Source organism: Streptacidiphilus alkalitolerans, from assembly GCF_042511045.1.
GTDB lineage: Bacteria > Actinomycetota > Actinomycetes > Streptomycetales > Streptomycetaceae > Streptacidiphilus > Streptacidiphilus alkalitolerans.
This window is the reverse complement of sequence record NZ_JBHEZX010000024.1, coordinates 35,192-52,532: the sequence shown is the minus strand read 5'-3', so window position 1 is coordinate 52,532 and position 17,341 is coordinate 35,192. Positions and strand designations below refer to the sequence as shown.

18 protein-coding genes are annotated in these 17,341 nt (G+C 73.1%); 14 read left to right on the top strand and 4 right to left on the bottom strand.

Translation table 11 applies throughout. From position 1 onward, the window contains the following. Positions 1–69 precede the first annotated feature (69 nt). A complete protein-coding gene (locus ACEZDG_RS34780; protein WP_380518016.1) occupies positions 70–708 on the top strand; it encodes an MBL fold metallo-hydrolase in 639 nt (212 codons plus the stop codon). A 3-nt stretch (positions 709–711) separates the two neighbouring features. On the opposite strand, the gene ACEZDG_RS34775 is transcribed toward ACEZDG_RS34780, so the two are convergent. Both ACEZDG_RS34775 and ACEZDG_RS34770 read right to left on the bottom strand, forming a co-directional pair. After that, entirely contained in the window at positions 712–1,326 is a 615-nt protein-coding gene (locus ACEZDG_RS34775; RefSeq protein WP_380518014.1) for a phosphatase PAP2 family protein, read from the bottom strand. Continuing rightward, positions 1,323–1,973, bottom strand: a complete 651-nt coding sequence (locus ACEZDG_RS34770) for a DedA family protein (protein ID WP_380518011.1) — start codon at positions 1,971–1,973, stop codon at positions 1,323–1,325. Before ACEZDG_RS34770 ends, ACEZDG_RS34775 begins: the two co-directional genes overlap by 4 nt. Before the next feature lie 122 nt (positions 1,974–2,095). Between ACEZDG_RS34770 and ACEZDG_RS34765 the strand changes: the two genes are divergently transcribed. From ACEZDG_RS34765 to ACEZDG_RS34750, 4 genes are all read left to right on the top strand, one after another. After that, positions 2,096–2,491: a BlaI/MecI/CopY family transcriptional regulator gene (locus ACEZDG_RS34765; protein ID WP_380518009.1), complete on the top strand. Its 396-nt coding sequence runs from the start codon at positions 2,096–2,098 to the stop codon at positions 2,489–2,491. Further along, positions 2,488–3,513, top strand: coding sequence for a M56 family metallopeptidase (locus ACEZDG_RS34760; protein WP_380518007.1), 1,026 nt, complete (start codon positions 2,488–2,490; stop codon positions 3,511–3,513). The genes ACEZDG_RS34765 and ACEZDG_RS34760 overlap by 4 nt, the downstream gene beginning before the upstream one ends. Positions 3,514–3,533: 20 nt before the next feature. Then, on the top strand, positions 3,534–3,950 hold the full coding sequence (locus tag ACEZDG_RS34755) for a YjbQ family protein (RefSeq protein WP_380518004.1): 417 nt from the start codon (positions 3,534–3,536) through the stop codon (positions 3,948–3,950). Positions 3,951–4,089: 139 nt separating this feature from the next. Further along, on the top strand, positions 4,090–4,914 hold the full coding sequence (locus ACEZDG_RS34750) for an SGNH/GDSL hydrolase family protein (RefSeq protein WP_380518001.1): 825 nt from the start codon (positions 4,090–4,092) through the stop codon (positions 4,912–4,914). Positions 4,915–4,921: 7 nt separating this feature from the next. On the opposite strand, the gene ACEZDG_RS34745 is transcribed toward ACEZDG_RS34750, so the two are convergent. Beyond that, positions 4,922–6,775 carry an AMP-dependent synthetase/ligase gene (locus ACEZDG_RS34745; protein WP_380517998.1) on the bottom strand — a complete coding sequence of 618 codons (1,854 nt, stop codon included), beginning with the start codon at positions 6,773–6,775 and terminating at the stop codon, positions 4,922–4,924. A 209-nt stretch (positions 6,776–6,984) separates the two neighbouring features. Between ACEZDG_RS34745 and ACEZDG_RS34740 the strand changes: the two genes are divergently transcribed. The 7 genes from ACEZDG_RS34740 to ACEZDG_RS34710 all read left to right on the top strand — a co-directional run bounded on the left by ACEZDG_RS34740 (position 6,985) and on the right by ACEZDG_RS34710 (position 14,171). Next, a complete protein-coding gene (locus ACEZDG_RS34740; protein ID WP_380517997.1) occupies positions 6,985–7,929 on the top strand; it encodes an alpha/beta fold hydrolase in 945 nt (314 codons plus the stop codon). A gap of 220 nt (positions 7,930–8,149) precedes the next feature. Beyond that, the gene (locus ACEZDG_RS34735) at positions 8,150–11,116 is read left to right on the top strand and encodes a sensor histidine kinase (RefSeq protein WP_380517995.1); all 2,967 of its coding nucleotides are present in this window, start codon (positions 8,150–8,152) and stop codon (positions 11,114–11,116) included. Next, positions 11,113–11,529 carry a roadblock/LC7 domain-containing protein gene (locus ACEZDG_RS34730; RefSeq protein WP_380517993.1) on the top strand — a complete coding sequence of 139 codons (417 nt, stop codon included), beginning with the start codon at positions 11,113–11,115 and terminating at the stop codon, positions 11,527–11,529. The genes ACEZDG_RS34735 and ACEZDG_RS34730 overlap by 4 nt, the downstream gene beginning before the upstream one ends. Next, positions 11,526–12,071, top strand: a complete 546-nt coding sequence (locus tag ACEZDG_RS34725; protein ID WP_380517991.1) for a DUF742 domain-containing protein — start codon at positions 11,526–11,528, stop codon at positions 12,069–12,071. The genes ACEZDG_RS34730 and ACEZDG_RS34725 overlap by 4 nt, the downstream gene beginning before the upstream one ends. Before the next feature lie 320 nt (positions 12,072–12,391). Continuing rightward, positions 12,392–12,730, top strand: a complete 339-nt coding sequence (locus tag ACEZDG_RS34720) for a hypothetical protein (RefSeq protein WP_380517988.1) — start codon at positions 12,392–12,394, stop codon at positions 12,728–12,730. Then, complete coding sequence (locus ACEZDG_RS34715; RefSeq protein ID WP_380517987.1) at positions 12,727–13,455, top strand: bestrophin-like domain; 729 nt, start codon at positions 12,727–12,729, stop codon at positions 13,453–13,455. The genes ACEZDG_RS34720 and ACEZDG_RS34715 overlap by 4 nt, the downstream gene beginning before the upstream one ends. Positions 13,456–13,496: 41 nt before the next feature. Next, on the top strand, positions 13,497–14,171 hold the full coding sequence (locus ACEZDG_RS34710) for a GTP-binding protein (protein WP_380517985.1): 675 nt from the start codon (positions 13,497–13,499) through the stop codon (positions 14,169–14,171). Here the strand turns inward: ACEZDG_RS34710 and ACEZDG_RS34705 are convergent. Beyond that, complete coding sequence (locus ACEZDG_RS34705) at positions 14,102–14,977, bottom strand: SMP-30/gluconolactonase/LRE family protein (RefSeq protein ID WP_380517983.1); 876 nt, start codon at positions 14,975–14,977, stop codon at positions 14,102–14,104. The two genes, ACEZDG_RS34710 and ACEZDG_RS34705, sit on opposite strands and share 70 nt — an antisense overlap. A 119-nt stretch (positions 14,978–15,096) precedes the next feature. On the opposite strand from ACEZDG_RS34705, the gene ACEZDG_RS34700 reads away from it, so the two are divergent. Together ACEZDG_RS34700 and ACEZDG_RS34695 are read left to right on the top strand one after the other, a co-directional pair. Further along, positions 15,097–15,990 (top strand): hypothetical protein, encoded by an 894-nt coding sequence (locus ACEZDG_RS34700; protein WP_380517980.1) that lies wholly within the window; start codon positions 15,097–15,099, stop codon positions 15,988–15,990. Positions 15,991–16,099: 109 nt separating this feature from the next. Then, positions 16,100–17,113, top strand: a complete 1,014-nt coding sequence (locus tag ACEZDG_RS34695; protein ID WP_380517977.1) for a LacI family DNA-binding transcriptional regulator — start codon at positions 16,100–16,102, stop codon at positions 17,111–17,113. The last annotated feature ends 228 nt before the right edge of the window (positions 17,114–17,341 follow it).

Sequence of the window (17,341 nt, the reverse complement as noted above, 5' to 3'; positions counted from 1 at the left end):
ACGCCCGGGCGGCGCCGGGGGCAGGATGGGGGGAGACGGAATCCATTCAGCTACCTGCGGAGGAGAGCCATGCGCCTCACCAAGATGGGCCACGCCTGTGTCCGGCTGGAGAAGGACGGGCGGACGCTCGTCCTCGACCCCGGGGTGTTCACCGAGCCGGAGGCCCTGGACGGGGCGGACGCCGTGCTGGTCACGCATGAGCACTTCGACCACTTCGAGGAGTCCCGGCTGCGCGCCGCCGCCGAGGCCAACCCGGCGCTGCAGATCTGGACCAACGCCGCCGTCGCCGAGCAGCTGACCGCGATCGGCGCCGGCCGGGTGCACACCGTCGGCCACGGCGACGCCTTCACCGCGGCCGGCTTCGAGGTCGAGGTGTACGGGGAGTGGCACGCGGTGATCCACCCGGACATCCCCAAGGTCGGCAACATCGGGTTCGCCCTGGACGGCGAGGTGTTCCACCCGGGCGACGCGCTGACCGTCCCCGACCGGCCGATCGGCACCCTGCTGCTGCCGGTGCACGCCCCGTGGTCCAAGACCGCCGAGGTCACCGACTACGCCGCCGCGGTCGGCGCGGCCAGGGCGTACGCGCTGCACGACGCGATGCTCAGCCCGATCGGCCTGGCCGGGATCGAGCGCTTTGTCGCGATGCTGGTGAAGGGCACTACCTACGAGCGGCTCGCGCCGGGCGAGGGCGTCGAACTGCCCTGACCACTACGCGGTGAGCAGTGGGCGCAGGAAGCCGGACTCCAGCCGGACCACCAGCGGCGGCCCGTACCTGCGGGCCGCCAGCATCAGCGGCACGGCGACGGCCGCGCCCACCGCGAAGCCGACCAGGACGTCGTGCGGATAGTGCGCGCCGACCCAGATCCGGGAGAAGCCCATCACCAGCGCGGCCAGCACGGCGATCGCGCCCAGCCTGCGGTCGACCATCAGGATCGCCGCCGCCGCTGCCGCCGCGATGGCGGAGTGGTTGCTCGGGAAGGCCCAGTCGCCGACCCCGGGGCAGGGCTGGATCGTGGCGGGGGAGGTGATCACCTGGCACGGCCGGGGCTCGTCGAAGACGCTCTTGACGATGTCGTTGGCGACATAGGCCAGGACCACCGCGACCGGGACCGCCAGCGCCATCGCCATCGCGGTGGCGCTGCGGCCCCGGCGGGCCTGCCACCAGCACCAGACCATCATCAGCGCGAACAGGCCGAGACCGTAGCTGGCGTAGAACGAGACCAGGTTGTCGAACCAGTGCGGAGCGTGCTGCGCCCGGGTGATGAACCAGTGGTAGAGGCTGCCGTCGATCGATGCGCCGTCCAGCGCGGCGAGCCGGGTCACTGCTGGGCCGCCCGGCGGGTGCGCAGCAGTTCCAGGGCGATCGGGATCAACGAGACGACCACGATCAGCGCGATGATCGGCAGCAGGTAGGTGTCGATGCTGGGGATGGTGTTGCCCAGGCCGTAGCCGGCCATGGTGACGCCGACGGTCCAGAGCAGGCCGCCGACGACCTGCCAGATCGTGAAGGTGCGGACCGGGACGTCGAGCGCGCCGGCCATCGGGTTGAGCACGGTGCGGACGATCGGGATGAAGCGGGCCAGTACGATCGCCTTGGCGTGGCCGTACTTGGTGAGGATCTCCTCGGCCCGGACGGCGCCGTGCTGGAGCTGCTTGTTCTTGCTGCGGGCGAGCAGGGCCTTGCCGCCCTTGTCGCCGATGACATAGCCGACCTGGGCCCCGGCGATGGCGCCGATGATCGCGCAGACCAGCACTGAGGCGAGGTTGAGGTGCACCCCGTTCTTGCTGGTGGTGCAGAGCAGCCCGGCGGTGAACAGCAGCGAGTCTCCCGGCAGGAAGAAGCCCACCAGTAGCCCGGTCTCGGCGAACAGCACGGCCGCGATGCCCAGCGCGCCGAAGGCGGCGAGCAGGGAGTTCGCGTCCAGCGGATTGAGCGCCAGACTGGTCAGGGCTGTGGGATCCGGGCCCATGGACGTCACTCTCCTGCGATTTAAGGGGACTGTCTACATGCTTGTAGTCGACTTGTGCCACTCTAGTGGATGGAAACAGTCGTGTTGTCGGAGGCGGGAGTCCCCTTGTCGGTGATCAGTCGATGATCGGGCCGCAGCGCCGACACCCCGGAGAGCTCGAGGCCGGGGTGCTCGCCGTGCTCTGGGCGGCCGGAGCGCCGCTCGCCCCGGCGGCCATCCAGCATGCCCTCGGCGGCGACCTCGCCCGGACCACGGTGAGCACTATTCTGACCCGGCTGCACCGCAAGGGCGTGTTGGTGCGCACGCGTGTCGGACGCGCCTTCGCGTACGCGCCGGCGCAGGAGGCCCAGGACGCGCCGGGGCTCGCGGCCCGGCGGATGCGCTCCGAACTGGAGAAGGAGGTGGACCGGCAGACCGTGCTGGCCCGCTTCGTCTCCGGGCTGAGCCAGGACGACGAGCGGCTGCTCCGCGGCCTGCTGAACGAGCTGCCCGAACCCCCCGGGGGCGAGGGCCGGTGAGGCTGGACGTCTGGGCCCCGCTGCTGCTCCCGCTGCTGGTCGCCCCGCTGCTGGGACTGCCGTCAGTGCGCTCGCTGCCGGACCGGCTGCCGCCGCGGGCCGCCGCCTGGTTGCTGCTCGCCACCGCCGTCGGCCTGTCCGGCGCGGGAGCCGCCGCGCTGGGACTGCTGGCGCTGACGGCGCTGCTGCACCTGCCGTTCGTGGCCGCGCTGGGCCATCTGGCACTGCCGTTCGCCCGGCACCTCGCCCCGGCGGCGGTGGTCCCGGTGGGCGCGGCGGCCGGGGCGCTGCTGCTGGTCCTGGCGGTACGGGCGGCCCGGGTGCTGCTGCGGCACCGGCGCGGGCGGGCCGCGGCCTGGGCCCTGGCCGGCCGCCGGGCCGGCCGTCACGGCGACGACGGTCTCGTGGTGCTGCCGGACCGGGCGCCGGACGCCTACGCCCTGCCCGGCGGACTGCTGCGGCCCGGGCGGATCGTCGTCACCAGCGGGATGCTGCGGACGCTGGCGCCGGCCGAGCTGGCGGTGCTGCTGGCCCATGAGCAGGCGCACCTGACCGGCCGTCACCACCGCTTCCTGCTGCTCGCCGACCTCACCACCGCGCTGCACCCGCTGCTCCGCCCGCTGCGGGACGGGGTGGCCTACGCGGTCGAGCGCTGGGCGGACGAGGCCGCCGCGGTGTCGGTCGCGGACCGGAGGCTGGTGGCCCGGGCGATCGGCCGCGCGGCGCTGGCCGGCGGCGGCCGGGCGCCGCTGCGGATGGCCGCGGGCCCGGTGCCGCGCCGGGTGGCCGCGCTGCTGGGGACGGCGCCGGGCCGGATCCGCGGGCGCGCGGCCTCGGCCGCGGTGCTCACGGCGGTGCTGCTGGCCGGGGTGCCGGCGCTTTCGCTCGGCCTGGCCCTGGACGCGGCGCGGGACCTGCACGCGCAGGTCGAGGCGGCCCAGGCGGCGACGGTGCGGGCCGAGGCCCCGCCGCACGGGCCGCAGTCGGGGCAGCCGGGGCAGCCGGGGCCGCAGCGCGGCTGAGGACCGGCGAGGATGGGGCCATGGCCTTTGAGACGCTGACCTTCGACCTCATCACCGGCGCCAGGGAAACGGCGACGGACCTCACCGAACGCTGCGACGCCTTCCTGCGTGACGTCGCCCCCGGCCGCGACGGGCTGCTCAATGTGTTCGTGCCGCATGCCACGGCGGGCATCGCCGTGATCGAGACCGGTGCGGGCAGTGACGAGGACCTGCTCGACGCGCTGCGCGAACTGCTGCCGGGCGACGACCGCTGGCGGCACCGCCACGGCAGCCCGGGGCACGGGCGGGACCACGTGCTGCCGGGTCTGGTCGCCCCGCAGACCACCCTTCCGGTGATCGGCGGCCGACTCGCGCTGGGCACCTGGCAGTCGGTGGTGCTGATCGACACCAACCGCGACAACCCCCGGCGGACGGTCCGGCTGTCCTTCCTCGGCTGAAAGGAAACTGACGGAGTGACTTCTGCTGGGTGAAGTCGTTGAAATTTCATGGCATGAACACTGTCGGCGGGGGTTACCGGCCGGTATACATCTAGTGGCGCGCATCACACCGCGCGCCACCCCGAGCCGTGGAGGCACCATGCGCCCACCCAGCGCGCACCTGCTCCGTAGGACCACCCTCACCCTCACCACGCTCTTCGCCGCGATCGGCCTCACCGTGGCCGGTGTCGCGGCGGCAGCGCCGGTCGGAGCGTCCGAGCCCGGCTACGCCGCCCTGGGGGACTCGTACTCCTCCGGGGTCGGCGCCGGGAGCTACATCAGCTCCAGCGGCGACTGCGACCGCAGCACCAAGTCCTTCCCCTACCTGTGGCAGGCGGCGCACAGCCCGTCCTCGTTCACCTTCGTGGCCTGCTCCGGGGCCACCACGGCGGACGTGCTCAGCGGGCAGCTGTCCGGGCTGAACAGCTCCACCGGGCTGGTCAGCATCAGCATCGGCGGCAATGACGCCGGGTTCGCGGACAGCATGGAGACCTGCGTGCTGGACGGCACCAGCTCCTGCCTCTCCGCGGTCAGCACGGCCGAGGCCTACATCAACGGGCCGCTGGCCGCCAAGCTGGACGCCACCTACGCCGCGATCCGCGCGCACGCCCCCAACGCGCATGTCGTGGTGCTCGACTACCCGCACCTCTACCAGGTGCCGGGCAGCTGCCTGTTCGGCATCAGCGACACCTCCCGCACCGCGATCAACGGCGCGGCGGACCAGTTGGACGGCGTGATCGCCAAGCGCGCCGCCAACGCCGGCTTCACCTTCGTCGATGTGCGCGGGGCGTTCACCGGGCACGAGATCTGCTCCAGCAACTCCTGGCTGCACAGCACCACGCTGCCGATCGACGAGTCCTACCACCCCACCGCCGCCGGCCAGTCCGGCGGCTACCTCCCCGGCTTCACCTCCGCCGCGGGGTAGTCCAGCGCTACGCGGAGGCCGCCGAGGCTGCGGCGGCCTCCGTGTAGAGGGAGTCGATGTCGGCGGCGTAGGTGGTGGCGACGGCGCGGCGGCGGAGTTTGAGCGAGGGCGTCAGCAGGCCGCGGGCCTCGGTGAACTCGCCGGGGAGGATCCGGAAGGCGCGGATCGACTCGGCCCGGGAGACCGCGGTGTTCGCGGCCACGATCGCCCGCTGCAGCTCGGCCCGCAGGTCCGGGTCCGCGCGCAGGTCGGCGGCACCGGTGTGCGGTTTGCCGCGGCGCTGCTGCCAGTGCGCCAGCGCCTCGGTGTCCAGCGCGAGCAGCGCGCCGACGAACGGGCGGTTGTCCCCGACCAGCATGCAGTGGGCGACCAGCGGATGCGCCCGGATCCGGTCCTCCAGCACGGCGGGGGCCACGCTCTTGCCGCTGCTGGTGACGATGATCTCCTTCTTGCGGCCGGTGATGGTGAGGTAGCCGTCCTCGTCCAGATGACCCAGGTCGCCCGTGGCCAGCCAGCCCTGACGTAGCGTCAACTCGGTGGACGCCGGGTCGTCCAGATAGCCCTGGAACACCTGGCCACCCCTGATCCACACCTCGCCGTCCTCGGCGAGCGCGACGGTGGTCCCGGGCACCGGGTGGCCGACCGTGCCGAAGCGCGGCCGGTCCGGCGGGTTGGCGGTGGCGGCGGCGGTGCACTCGGTGAGGCCGTAGCCCTCGTACACGGTGATCCCGGCGCCGGCGAAGAACAGGCCGAGCTCGCGGTTCATCGCCGAGCCGCCGGACATGGCGTGCCGGACCCGCCCGCCGAGGACCGCCCGGACCTTGCTGTAGACGGCCCGGTCGTACACCTGGTGCTGGATCCGCTGGGCCGCGCTCGGCCCGGGCCCGCCGCCGAAGGCGTGCCGCTCCTGGGCGGCGGCGTAGCGGACGGCCGCGTCCACCGCCTTCTCGAACGCGCCGAGCTTCCCGGCCTCCTCGGCCGCCTCCCGGGCCCGCTGCATCAGCTTCTCGAAGATGTAGGGGACGGCCAGGATGAAGGTGGGGCTGGTGGCGGCCAGGGCCGGCATCAGCTCGGCGGGCGCGAGGCTCGGCTCGTGCGCCAGCCGCACCCCGGCCCGCAGCGCGGCGACCTGCACCATCCGGCCGAAGACATGGGCCAGCGGCAGGAACAGCAGGGTGCTCGGCTGCTCGCTGTCCTTGTTGCGGAACACATGGCTGTAGCGGGCGACCAGGTTGTCGGTCTCGGCGGCGAAGTTGCCGTGCGAGAGGACGCAGCCCTTGGGGCGTCCGGTGGTGCCCGAGGTGTAGATGACGGTGGCGACCGAGTCCGGCGACACCGCCTGCCGGTGCTGCAGCACCAGCTCGTCCGGGACGCCGCGCCCGGCCAGGGCCAGCATCCGCAGCGCGCCCGCGTCCAGCTGCCAGATGCTGCGCAGCTGCGGCAGGGCGTCGCAGACCGAGCCGACCGTCATCGCGTGGTCCTCGTGCTCCACCACGCAGGCCACGGCCCGGGAGTCGGCGAGGATCCAGCGGACCTGCTCGGCGGAGGAGGTCGGGTAGACCGGGACGGGCTGGGCGCCGATGGTCCACAGCGCGTAGTCCAGCACGGTCCACTCGTAGCGGGTGCGGGACATCAGCGCGACCCGGTCGCCGTAGCGGACGCCCTGGTGCAGCAGGCCCTTCGCGGTGGCCAGCACCTGGTCCGCGAACTCCAGCGCGGTGACGTCCTGCCAGCTGCCGTCCTCGGCCCGGCGGGAGAGCTGCACCAGCTCGGGCGTGGCCTCGGCGGTGTCGAACACCGAGTCGGCCAGTCCGCCGCTGAGTGCCGGCGCTGCGAGCGCCGGCACCGAGAACTCCCGCACGTCCGGCTCCTCTCGGGGTGGTCGCGTCGTCGCGGCCCGACCTCGCAAGTTACCGGAGGGTTACGGAGGCGACCAGGCTGTCCGTCGATCTCCACTCGATCCGCACGAAAAGGTACAAGGCCGGGCACGACAGGGGTGTTGACGGCGGCTCCCGGCCACCCTAACTTACTGTTCGGTAAGGTCAATCCGCCCAGGCAAGGAAACAGCCCATGGCCGTCCTCCCCGCTGCTGTCGCTCCCGCCGTCGACGTCACCGTGCACGCCGCGGACGGGGCGGCCCTCGCCGCCTATGTGGACGGGCCCGACGACGCCCCGGTCACCCTGGTGCTGGCCCACGGCTGGACCCTGGACGCGAGCGCCTGGGAGCAGCACGCACAGGCGCTGGCCGCGGACGGCGGCGTCCGGGTGGTGCGCTACGACCAGCGCGGCCACGGCCGTTCCGAGGGCGGCAGCGCCCGCCCGTGGAGCATCGACCTGCTCGGCCAGGACCTCGCCGCGGTGATCGCGCGGACCGCCCCCGGCGGCGGCCCGCTGGTGCTCGGCGGGCACTCGATGGGCGGGATGACGATCATGGCGCTGGCCGCGGCGGACCCCGGGCTGTTCGCCGAACGGGTCCGCGGCGTGCTGCTCACCAGCACCTCCGCCGGACAGCTCGACCCGCGCGGACGCAAGGACGTCCCGCTGCGGCTGCGGGCGATCGGGCATGCCGAGTCGGCGTTCTTCGCCTACTGCTCACGGACGGTGCGGCGCTCGGAGCGGATCCGGAACCGGCTGCCGGGGCCGGAGGGCCGGCTCAATCCGTACCTGGTCAAGCGCTACCTCTACGGCCCGGACGCGGCCAGGGAGGCCGTGCTGGCCGGAGCGCGGATGATCCACGACTGCCCGATGGCGGCCGTCGCCGACTGGTTCCCGGCGCTGATGCTGCACGACAAGGCCGGTGCGCTGGACGCCCTGCGGCCACTGCCGGTGGAGGTGGTGGTCGGCACCCTGGACCGGCTCACCCCGGTGGCGCACAGCCGCCGCCTGGTGCAGGAACTGCCGGACGCGCAGATGCGGGTGGAGCCCGGCTGCGGCCACATGCTGCTGCTCGAGCGTCCCGAGGCGGTGACCTCGCGGCTGCGCGACCTGTGCGGGCAGGCGGTGCCGACGCAGTGAGCCGGTGGGTGAGCCGGTGACACAAGAGGTGACATAAAAGGTATGCGATCCGGCCATTCCACCACGATCCGACGAGGCTCGAACTGACGCGCCCCCAGGTAGTAGGCTCTCGCCCAACTCAGGGCAGAGTCCACCATGGCCACCCCTGCGGTCCGTACCTTTTCAGCCATCAGTCGCGTCCGCCTCCGCGTGCACGCTTGCGGTCGGTCCGGAGGAGCCCATGCGTTTTCGCAGCAGATCGGTTCGCGCGAGAATCATCGCGCTGCTCCTGATACCGCTGGCCTCGCTGACCGGCCTGTGGGCCTACACCACGGCGAGCAGCGTGGACCACGTCTGGGGTCTGATCCGGATCGACTCGGTCTACCCCTGGATCGGCACCCCCGCCGACTACCTGGCCCGCTCGCTGCAGGACGAGCGCCGCGCCGCGGTCACCTACTCGGCCGCGCCCGCGGGCAAGGGCAACCTGGACGCGCTTCACCAGGCCGAGGTCGCCACCGACAAGACCGCGGCGGTGGTCACCTCGCACGCGGCCGACAGCGGCAAGTTCAACAGTCTGAACAGTGGTCAGCGGAAAGCGGTCAGCGCGGTGGTCGCCCAGATCGGCAGGCTGCCCGTGCTCCGGGCCGAGGCCGCCGACCACCGGCTCGCCTGGATGAGCGTCTACCAGGACTACACCGACGCCCAGGCGCCGTTCTTCGACCTCCAGGTGCAGCTCAGCGACCTCCAGGCAGGCGATCTGACCCGGGAGGCGGGCAATCTGATCGAGCTGTTCCGCGCCCGCGAGTACATCTCCCGCGAGGACGCCCTGATGTACGGGGCACGGGCCACCGGAACCTTCGGCACCATCGACTACCAGGCCTTCCTGGCCAGCAGCAAGGGCGAGCAACTGCTGTTCCAGACCCACGAGGGACAGCTTCCGGACCAGGAGGCCGCGCTCTACCAGGACTTCACCGGCGGCCCGGTCTACGGCGAGCTCGGCAGCCTGGAGACCGCCGTCGCCAACCTCGGCCAGCCCTTCGCCGCCCAGCGGATCGACGGCAAGGAGTGGCAGACCACCCTCGACCAGGCGATGACCCAGCTCGGCGACATCGACTACCAGGCGGTCACCCTGGCCGGGAACCGGGCCAGGTCCTACGCCATGGACATCATCTGGAACGACGCCGCGGTGGGCGCGGCCGGCCTGGTCGCGGTACTGGTCTCGGTGCTGCTGTCGCTCAGCATCGGCCGCCGCCTGGTCCGCGAGCTGACCGGGCTCCGCGACTCCGCCTTCGACCTGGCCGGGGTCAGGCTGCCCGGGGTGATGCGGCGGCTGCGCGAGGGCGAACGGGTGGACCTCGCCGTCGAGGTGCCGCAGGTCCCGGTCGGCGGAGCCGACCGGGACGAGATCGCCCAGGTCGGCCGGGCCTTCAACGCGGTCCAGCGGTCCGCGCTGGAAGCGGCGGTGGAACAGGCCGAGCTGCGCCGGGGCATCGCCGCCGTCTTCGTCAACCTGGCCCGCCGCAGCCAGGCCCTGCTGCACCGTCAACTGACCCTGCTGGACGAGATGGAGCGCCGCGCGGACGACCCGGACGAGCTGGAGGACCTGTTCCGGCTGGACCACCTCACCACCCGGATGCGCCGTCACGCCGAGGGGCTGATCATCCTCTCCGGCTCGGCCCCCGGCCGCAACTGGCGCCGCCCGGTGCGGATCCTGGACGTGGTCAGGGCCGCCGTCGGCGAGATCGAGGACTACGCCAGGGTCCGGGTGCACCGGATGCCGCCGGTCGCCGTGGTCGGCGGCGCGGTGTCCGACGTGGTGCACCTGGTCGCCGAACTGGTCGAGAACGCGGCCGTGTTCTCGCCGCCGCACACGCAGGTTCGGATCCAGGGCGAGGAGGTCGCCAACGGCTTCGTGCTGGAGATCGACGACCGCGGGCTCGGCATGGGCGAGGACGCGATGGCCGCGGCCAACACCCGGCTGGCCACCGGCGGCGACTTCGACCTCACCGACACCGACCGGCTCGGCCTGTTCGTGATCAGCAGGCTGAGCTCCCGGCACGGCGTGCAGGTGTCGCTGCGGCGCTCGCCCTACGGCGGTACCACCGCGGTGGTGCTGCTGCCGAGGGAACTGCTGGCGGCGGTCTCCGCGCGTCCCGGCGACGCGGCCGGCGCGGGGGGCGCCGCGCAGGGCGACGGGTCCGAGCAGGCGTTGGCGGTGCGGCGCAACCGGGCCGGACGGGAACTCGCCCCCGGCGGTCGCGGGGGCGCCGGCGACGGCGGGCAGCTGCCGGTGCAGCACCGGGGGCCCCGGCACGCTGCGCCGATCCCGGCGCTGGAGGTCGAGTTGGACGGAGAGGGCGGCGAACAGGGCGTCGCCGCGCTTCCCCGCCGCAGGCCGCCTGCGGCAGCGTCGCCCTCTCGGGCGGAGGCGTACCTCGCCGCGCGGGACGGTGCGTTGGCGGGTGACCCGCACGGCGGCGTTCCGAGCGGTACTCCGGACGGAGACCTGGACGGCGGCCTTCGCGACAGCGGCGACCATGACGGCGGGTTGGCCGAGGGCGGCGGCTGGGACGGCGGGTTCCGCGAGGGTGAGGTCAGGCACGGAGGCTACCGCGAGGCCGTGCTCGCCGACCACGGCGACGGGGAGGCAACCCGCGAGCTGACGCTCCGTCAAAGTCCAGGTCCGGCAACGCCACCCAGCAGCACCTGGCCCCTCACCACCCCGAGCCCCGACCCCGCGGCCGCAGGCGCCTCCGGCGCCGGCGCCAACACGCCAGCCGCCCCCAGGGCCAACGCGCCGACCGTGGGCGGCAACGCCCTCGCGGGGGCGGCTGCCCCCGGCGGGCCCTCGCCGGTTCCCGCCGCACCGCCCGCGCCCCTCGCGTCGGCGGAGGACCCGCCGTTGCTGCCGCGGCGGGTGCGGCAGGCGAACCTCGCTCCGCAGCTGCGGGCCGCCACCGAGGGGGCGCCTTCCCGCCCGTCGCCGGAGCCCTCCGCGCCGCGCGAGCGTTCACCGGAGGAGGTGCGGGCCACTTTCGCCTCGTTCCAGAGCGGGTTGAGCCGCGGCCGGGCAACGGCCGACCCGACCCCCGCCACCACCCGGGCCCCTGCCACCACCACCCCGGCGGGGCCCGCACCAGTCGATGCCGTACCCGCCGCCCGTCCGGGCGGCGCCCCTGATCCCTCCGCGGAAGGACCCGTCCGATGACCCTGGCGAGCAAGCCCACCGGAGACCTCAACTGGCTGCTCGACGACCTGGTCCGCCGGGTCCCGGAGGTGCGGCACGCGGTCGTGCTGTCGGGCGACGGCCTGGCCATCGGCGCGTCCGCCGGGCTGACCCGCGAGGACGCCGAGCACCTGGCCGCGGTCGCGTCCGGCTTCCACAGCCTGGCGAAGGGCGCCAGCCGGCACTTCCAGGCCGGCGGGGTGCGGCAGACCATGATCGAGCTGGAGCACGCCTTCCTCTTCGTCACCGCCGCCGGCGACGGCAGCTGCATGGCCGTGCTGAGCGAGGCGGAGGCCGATGTCGGCCTGATCGCCTATGAGATGGCCCTGCTGGTGAAGCGGGTCGGGGAGCACCTGGGCAGTGAGCCCAGGGCAGGCTTGCCCACCATCCGGTGAACGCCGTCACGGGGGACTCGTCCGGACCGGACCGGGTCTACGACGGCACGGTGTACGACTACGACGGGACGCAGGACTGGGCCGGCAGCCGCGCGCGCCGCGCCGGGTGGGGCAACGCCCCCGCCAACGACCCCTCCGCCGACCCGGACCACGACCGGGACCTGGCCGCGGAGGACGCGGAGCTGTCGCAACTGGTCCGCCCCTACACGCTGACCCGGGGCCGCACCCGGCACGCCGAGGGCGCGGCCTTCGACGTCATCGCGCAGGTCGCCGCGATCGAGCGGCCGGACCTGACGGACCTGGACGCCGCCGAGGGCGCGGAGGATCCGGAGCACCTGGCGATCCTCGACCTGGTGCGGCAGCGCCCGCTCTCGGTGGCCGAGGTCGCCGCCGGGACGGACCTGCCGCTGGGCGTGGTCCGGATCCTGCTGGGCGACCTGCTGGAGGCGGGGCTGATCCGGGTGAGCCGTCCGGTCCCGACCGCGGTGCTCCCTGACACCACCCTGCTCCGCGAGGTGATCCGGGGCCTGCACGCGCTGTGACAACCCCCGCCCACGAGTACGCGTTCGACTGATTTCCACCCGGTCGGGTGAGTTTGCCCGTCTGTGAATTGGCGATGGCCCCACCGGGGCAGTCCCTGCCTATGCCACGTATCACAGGGGCCCCAGAAGGCTCGGCGCCGGGCCTGGCGCCCGGACTCGCGCCGGCCCATCACGGGAGGCACTGCGTCATCCCCCCGCCCCCTCCGGTGCCGCCTCCGCCACCGCTCCCGCACGGGGGTTCGCCCGGCCACTACCTCACCGGCTTTCCGACCGCTTTCCCCCCGTTCCCGCCCTTCCCGCACTGCACCGTGCCCAAGCCGGTGCCGAAACCCACACCGAAGCCCACGCCCCACCCGACGCCGCACCCCACCCCCCACCCCACCGTGCACCACCACCCGCCCGCGCCGCCGCACACCGTCCGCCCGGTGGCGCACCACCAGGCCGCGCCCGTGCCGCATCCGCGGGCCGTCCTGCCCAGCCCTCCGCCGCGGACGGCGCTGCACACCGCCACCGCGCCGCCCAAGGTCATCGTCGACACCGCGGTGACCGCGCCCAGCAGTTCGCCCGAGGCCGGGTTCGTCTTCGTCGCCATCACTCTGCCCGCCCTGGTCTGCGCCGGTGCGAGCGTCTTCAACCACGCCTTCGGGAGGCACCGTTGATCCTCGGGTTCATTCTCTTCGCGCTGCTCGGCGCAGCCGCCGCGGTCGCCGTCCTGGCCGCCTTCGGCCGCACCACCCGCTCCCGCGAGGGCACCTTCTCGGGCGGCGCGCTCGGGTTCCTGGGGTCGGCCTCCCTCTCCTCCTTCATCCTGGTCGCGGCCTTCCTGATCGCCGGCTCCTGGTCCAATCTGAACACCGCCAGGGGCCACACCTTCGACGAGGCCCGTGCCCTCAACGCGGCCTACACCGACGCGGACGCCACCACCCGGCCGCTGCTGCGCGACTACGTCACCTCGGTGATCGGCAGTGAGTGGGCGACCATGCGGAAGGGCACTGCCAGCACCGGCACCTGGGCCGATCTGGACACGGTCAGGGCCCATGTCGAGGGACTGCCCGACCCGGTGGCCAGGGCGCAGGAGCTGAGCGACCTCAGCGCCGTCTACACGACCCGTCAGATCCGGCTGGCGGACACCCAGGCGTCGCTCCCGGCCCCGCTCTACCCGGCGCTGATCGCCACCGGGCTGCTGGTCCTGCTCTACGCCCCGATCGCCGGGCTGACCTTCCATCTGCGGGAGTCGGTCGCGCTGGGGCTGGTCGGCGGGGTGGTCGGCTTCGGGATCTACATGGTGCTGCACATGACCCACCCCTACGCGGGGCCGATCCACGTCACCCCGGTCGCCTACACCCAGAGCCTGGCCCGCTTCGCCCAACTCTCGTCCGGCTGACGCCCTTCTGGCGGACCAGCGGCGCAGGCTAGGATCCGCGCGTGGAATCCATAGCCCCGGCGAGCCCCGCTCCCGACCTGCCCGTCGCGCTGAAGATCCTGGTGGCCGGGGGCTTCGGGGTCGGCAAGACCACGCTGGTCGGGGCGGTGAGCGAGATCCGGCCGCTGCGCACCGAGGAGGTGCTCAGCGAGGTCGGCCGCCCGGTGGACCGGACCGAGGGGGTCGAGGCGAAGACCACCACCACCGTGGCCATGGACTTCGGCCGGATCGACATCCGCAGCGACCTTGCGGTCTACCTGTTCGGGACGCCCGGGCAGGACCGGTTCTGGTTCATCTGGGACGAGTTGGCGGTCGGCGCGCTGGGCGCGGTGGTGCTCGCCGACACCCGGCGGCTGGACGAGTGCTTCCCCTCGGTGGACTACTTCGAGCGGCGCGGGATCCCCTTCGTGGTCGCCGTGAACTGCTTCGACGGCACCCGCCCCTATCCGCTGGAGCAGGTCCGCACGGCGCTGGACCTGGACCTGGGGATCCCGCTGCTGCAGTGCGACGCCCGGTCCACCGCCTCGGTCAGGGACGTCCTGGTCGAGGTGGTGGAACTGGCCCTCGGCCTCGCCGAGCAGGCGGCGGCCGAGCGGTCCGAGCAGGGTCAGACCGATCCGGCGGGTCCGGCCCAGTACCGGGCCGGGCGGCCGGTGGTGAGCCCGGGCACGCGGTAGAGCGAGCCCGCGCCCGGGTCCGCCCCGGGACCGCCGCCGGCGGTGGTGATGTAGAGGTCGTTCAGGTCCGGGCCGCCGAAGGCGCAGCTGGAGACCTTGCCGGTGGGCAGTTCCACGGTCTCCAGCAGCTTGCCCTCGGGGGAGAGGCAGCGGACGGCCGAGCCGCCCCAGAACGCCACCCAGAGGTTGCCCTCGGCGTCCAGGGTCATCCCGTCCGGGTCGCCGCTGAGTTCGGAGATGTCCAGGGTCCGCACCGGGTCGGCGAGCGGGCCGTGCTCGGGGTAGTCGAACAGCCGGATGCTGCGGCTGCCGCTGTCGATGTGCCAGAGCCGGTCGGGCTCGGGCCAGTCCAGGCCGTTGGGGATCAGCATGCCCTCGCGCAGCACGACGGCCTCGGCCGTCCCGTCGGGCCGGTACTCCAGCCGGTAGAGCGGGCCGCCCACCCGGGGTTCGTCCAGGGTCATCGTGCCGGCCACCATGCGGCCGTAGGGGTCGCACTTCCCGTCGTTCATCCGACGTCCGGGCTGGTCCGCCTCGACCGGGGCCACGGTCTCCAGCGCGCCGGTGGCGGTGTCCAGCAGGACGAACCCCTGCTCGACGGCGAGCAGCACCCGGCCGTCCCGGTAGGGCGCCAGGGTGCCGGGACGGGTGTCCAGCGGCAGCACCAGGGGCGCCCCGCCGCCGGGGCCGAGCACCCGCACCTGCCGGTCCTCGATGCCGATCCAGTACAGGAGTTGGGCCTTGTGGTCCCAGACCACGCCCTCGCCCAGCGCGAGACGGCAGTCGTCGACGAGTTCCAACGGCACGGTGCACCCCTTGTTCCGGAGAAAGAACGCAGATTGTCTCGTCCGATCGCCGATAAACCTGCTGTGTGGGCCTCACAATAGTTCTTCACCGCATTGGCACATCCGGGGGTGGAGGGGAGATGGTGACCGAGGCCGTGGCTGACCTGTCGACGCAGACCCACGAGCAGGGACGCACGCCCCGGCGCGGGGGGGTGCACTGGCGCTACGGGATGGGCTTCGTGGTGCTGCTCGCCAGCGTCCTCTCGCTGGTGCTGGTGGGTCAGATCGCGGGCTGGATCCAGGATCCGCACCGCTCAGCGCAGGCCGGAGCCATGGCCGACTACCGGGCGTCGACCCTGCAGGGGGAGCTGCGGACGCTGCCCCCGCTGTCGGCCGGCGGGGTGCTGGAGGCGAGCTACGCCAGTGCGGTCCGGGCCCAGAACGGGGTGCTGCTGGACGTGGCCTACCCGGCGGCGGCGGGCGGCGCCCCGGTGGGCCTCACCGTGCGGCTGAGCGGCAGCGCCACCAGCGGGGTGCTGAGCGGCCGTCATCTGACCGTGGTCGAACGCTGCTACCACTACACCCTGAGCGCCACCGCCGTGGCGCACCAGCAGGTCGCCTGCCCCGGCGCGACGGTCGCCCCCGCGATCAGGACCACGACCTCGGCGCCGAGCAGTCCTCCGGCGAGTACGTCCGCACCGGGCGGCAAGGACACCGGGCCGTCGGCGCTGATCGGTCTTGCCTCGCGGCTGAACGCGCTGCTCCCGGTGCAGCGGGAGGTGCCGGCCGACGACAGCGGGGTGCGGCAGCTGCTGGCCGCGGCGGAGCCGCCGGCCGGGACGCCCTGGGAGGCGGCCTATCCGCAGCGGTCCGGCGGTGGAGGCGATATCGTGCTGGCCATCGGCCAGGGCGGCGCGGCCGGCTGCCTGTTCGCGGGCATCCACGCCGAGCGGCTGACCACCTGGATGGCGCCGCAACTCGCGCCGTGCACGGCGGCCCGGGCGTCGCTGGCCGTTCTGGCAGGTCGGAGTTGAGGTCGGAGCCGGGTCCCGGGCGGTCGGGCACACCCCGGAACTGTAAAATCCGTCGAAACTTTGCAAAAGACCGTAAGCAGTTTGCGGTCCATGACATACACTTGCGGGCATGACACGACGACTTGCTGAAGTGGCGAAGAAAGTCGGGGTCAGCGAGGCGACGGTCAGCCGTGTCCTCAATGACAAGCCCGGCGTCTCCGAGAACACCCGGACCGCCGTCCTGACCGCGCTGGACGTGCTCGGCTACGAGCGTCCGACCCAGCTGCGCGGTGAGCGCTCCCGACTGGTCGGCCTGGTACTGCCGGAACTGCAGAACCCGATCTTCCCGGCCTTCGCCGAGGTGGTCGGGGGAGCGCTGGCGCAGCAGGGGTTCACCCCGGTGCTGTGCACCCAGACCGCGGGCGGGGTCTCCGAGGCCGACTACGTGGAGCTGCTGCTGCAGCAGCACGTGTCCGGCGTGGTCTTCTTCGGCGGCCTCTACGCCCAGGCCGACTCCCCGCACGAGCACTACGAGCGGCTGGCCCAGCGCGGGCTGCCCACGGTGCTGCTGAACGCCGCCATAGACGGCCTCGGCTTCCCCCAGGTCTCCTGCGACGACGCGGTGGCGGTGGAACAGGCGATGGGGCACCTGGTCTCGCTGGGCCACCGGAAGATCGGCCTGGTGCTGGCGACGCCGGACCACATCCCGTCCCGGCGCAAGCTGGCCGCCGCCCGGGTGGCCGCCGCCAGGGCCGGCGTGGACTTGCCGGACGCCCACATCGAGCACGCGCTGTTCTCGCTGGAGGGCGGCCAGGTGGCGGCCGGACGGCTGCTGCAGCGCGGGGTCACCGGGATCATCTGCGCCAGCGACCCGATCGCCCTGGGCGCGGTGCGCGCGGTGCGCCGGGCCGGCCTCTCGGTGCCGGGCGACGTCTCGGTGGTGGGGTACGACGACTCCTCGTTCATGACCTGCACCGACCCGCCGCTGACCACCATCAGGCAGCCGATCGAGGCCATGGGCCGGGCCGCCGTGGACCTGCTGGCCAGCGAGATCGCCGGGGCCAGGGTCACCCACGACGAGCTGCTGTTCGAGCCGGAGCTGGTGGTCCGCGGCTCGACCGGGCCGGTCAGCCCGCGCGACTGACGGTGCGTCAGATGTAACCTGCGGCGCCGAGCGCGGTACGCAGTGCGATGTCAAGGGGTCGGACGGTAATCGTCCGGCCCCTTTGTCATGCCCTCTCGTTACCATGTCGAAATCTTGCAAATTCCCGTCGACATATTGTGGTCATCTGCTCGTAGTGGTTAAGTGGCACGCGCCACACCAAGTCAGACCTTCCTCCCGATAGCCCTGCCACCCAGAAGGGTCCTCACA

Bases quoted from the DNA above. Each gene is read 5' to 3' on its own strand.
- ACEZDG_RS34780 (WP_380518016.1), top strand. From the start codon at position 70: ATGCGCCTCACCAAGATGGGCCACGCCTGTGTCCGGCTGGAGAAGGAC.
- ACEZDG_RS34770 (WP_380518011.1), bottom strand. From the start codon at position 1,973: ATGGGCCCGGATCCCACAGCCCTGACCAGTCTGGCGCTCAATCCGCTG.
- ACEZDG_RS34765 (WP_380518009.1), top strand. From the start codon at position 2,096: ATGATCGGGCCGCAGCGCCGACACCCCGGAGAGCTCGAGGCCGGGGTG.
- ACEZDG_RS34755 (WP_380518004.1), top strand. From the start codon at position 3,534: ATGGCCTTTGAGACGCTGACCTTCGACCTCATCACCGGCGCCAGGGAA.
- ACEZDG_RS34750 (WP_380518001.1), top strand. From the start codon at position 4,090: ATGCGCCCACCCAGCGCGCACCTGCTCCGTAGGACCACCCTCACCCTC.
- ACEZDG_RS34740 (WP_380517997.1), top strand. From the start codon at position 6,985: ATGGCCGTCCTCCCCGCTGCTGTCGCTCCCGCCGTCGACGTCACCGTG.
- ACEZDG_RS34735 (WP_380517995.1), top strand. From the start codon at position 8,150: ATGCGTTTTCGCAGCAGATCGGTTCGCGCGAGAATCATCGCGCTGCTC.
- ACEZDG_RS34730 (WP_380517993.1), top strand. From the start codon at position 11,113: ATGACCCTGGCGAGCAAGCCCACCGGAGACCTCAACTGGCTGCTCGAC.
- ACEZDG_RS34700 (WP_380517980.1), top strand. From the start codon at position 15,097: ATGGTGACCGAGGCCGTGGCTGACCTGTCGACGCAGACCCACGAGCAG.
- ACEZDG_RS34695 (WP_380517977.1), top strand. From the start codon at position 16,100: ATGACACGACGACTTGCTGAAGTGGCGAAGAAAGTCGGGGTCAGCGAG.